This window comes from Deinococcus pimensis DSM 21231 (assembly GCF_000519345.1).
Taxonomy (GTDB): Bacteria; Deinococcota; Deinococci; order Deinococcales; family Deinococcaceae; genus Deinococcus_A; species Deinococcus_A pimensis.
Map to the genome: position 1 here is coordinate 87,986 of NZ_KI912625.1, position 1,613 is coordinate 89,598.

Below are 1,613 nucleotides of genomic sequence, written 5' to 3' on the forward strand. Positions count from 1 at the left end.
CCCTCGCGGCGGCGCAAACCGCGCTGGACGGCGCGGGCGAGGGCGCCGACTGGGCCGCGCTGGGCCGAGCCGTCCACGACGCCGAGGAGCGACTGCTGGACCTCATGACCCGCTGGGAGGACGCCGCCGCGCAGGTCGAGTCAGCCCAGCAGAAATAGAGGAGAGCAACCACGGTCGAGGACCGGGCTGCTCTCGGGAGTACACCTATGCGTTAAGCGACTGACGCTCGACGAAGGCATTGAAGTCGTTCAGGGGCAGACTTCTGGAGAAGCGAAATCCCTGGACGGCGTTGGCACCCGCGTCCTGTGCCATTTCGAACTGCCACAGGTGCTCGACGCCCTCGACCACTGTTTTCATGCCCATGTCCTGTGCGCGTCGGATGGCGCCGAGAAGGGCTTTGGCCGGTCCGTTGAGCCAGGAGCGGTCAAACTTGAGCTTGTTTGGGCGCACCAGTTCGACCTGCGTCCAGTCGGAGAAACCCGTTCCGAAATCGTCCAGGGCGAACTCCACGCCGTGAGCTTTAAGCTCGCGAATTCCTGCGAGGGACTCGGTCGTAACGGGGTGAGTCTCCAGGATCTCGACGGTGACGCGACTGCCACTGATCGCCCGGAGGATGGCCCCTGTGAACTCGGGACACGCCAGGTGCGGTGGCGTGATATTGAAACTTATCGGCACCGATGCTTCCATCGCGCCAGCCTCCCGAGCAGCCCACACTTCCAGATTCGTGAGGGTGCTTGTAGCCATGCATGCGTCAAGAAGAGGTCCAGTACCGAAGTCTGACCTGAGCAGTGCTTCACCGCTCACGACCGTTAAGTCGTGGCAAGTGAGGATCGGCTGAATTTCAAGCCTTGTGTTGCGAGGCAAGCAGATAGAAGACACAACATGCTGCGTCGAGAAAGTTGCAAAGAAAACCATATATTATTGCTGATTGTTGGGTGTACACCACGCGTCCGTTCGGGCACGTGATGCCTCCAGCGTAGGCACTTCACGACGCGCGTCGGGCATCAACGCACGTACGGTCGATGCGGACGCCGTCCGATCAGTCCGCGACGGCCACCATTCTGCCCGCCGTGCTGTACTTCACGCTCGCGGCCTTCGCGCGGGACCGCCGCCTCCCGCACGACCGCCTCCTCGGCACGGCCGTCGTGCGGGCCCGTGACCTCAGTCCGCGACGGCCTGAGCCTGCGTGACGTCCCCCACGGGGAGGCCCAGCATGTGCCGCGCGGCGCGCGCCCAGCCCGCGTCGTCGAGCGCCTCGTAGAGCTGCGCCCACAGCCAGCGGCGGTACGCCTCCGACGCGAGGTGCCGCATGCGTTCGCTGCGCCACAGGTCCCGCTCGCCGACCTGCAGGGAGGACGCCACGCCGAGCTCCGCGAGGACCAGCGGGTCCGCGTCGATGCGCAGGCCCTCACGGTGGAAGCCGTAGTTGCCTTCCAGGGCGTCGATGGTCTTGGGACCCCACGAGAAGCTCACCTCGGCCTCCTCGAGCCACGCGCGCAGGTCCGACTCGGGCGGCAGGGTGAACAGCACCACCTCGCCGCGCGCACGCGTCCCGGCGTTCACGAAGGTCACGCCGGGCACGTTCGTGCGCAGGTACTCCGCGACGGACCCGT

General features: G+C 65.8%; 1 protein-coding gene and 1 pseudogene. Both read right to left on the reverse strand.

The window, feature by feature from the left end:
* Nucleotides 1–204: 204 nt before the first annotated feature.
* Entirely contained in the window at nt 205–915 is a 711-nt protein-coding gene (locus DEIPI_RS0102995) for an EAL domain-containing protein (protein WP_084473899.1), read from the reverse strand.
* A 246-nt stretch (nt 916–1,161) separates the two neighbouring features.
* Nucleotides 1,162–1,613: pseudogene (locus tag DEIPI_RS28080) on the reverse strand (single-stranded-DNA-specific exonuclease RecJ); the annotation flags it as partial.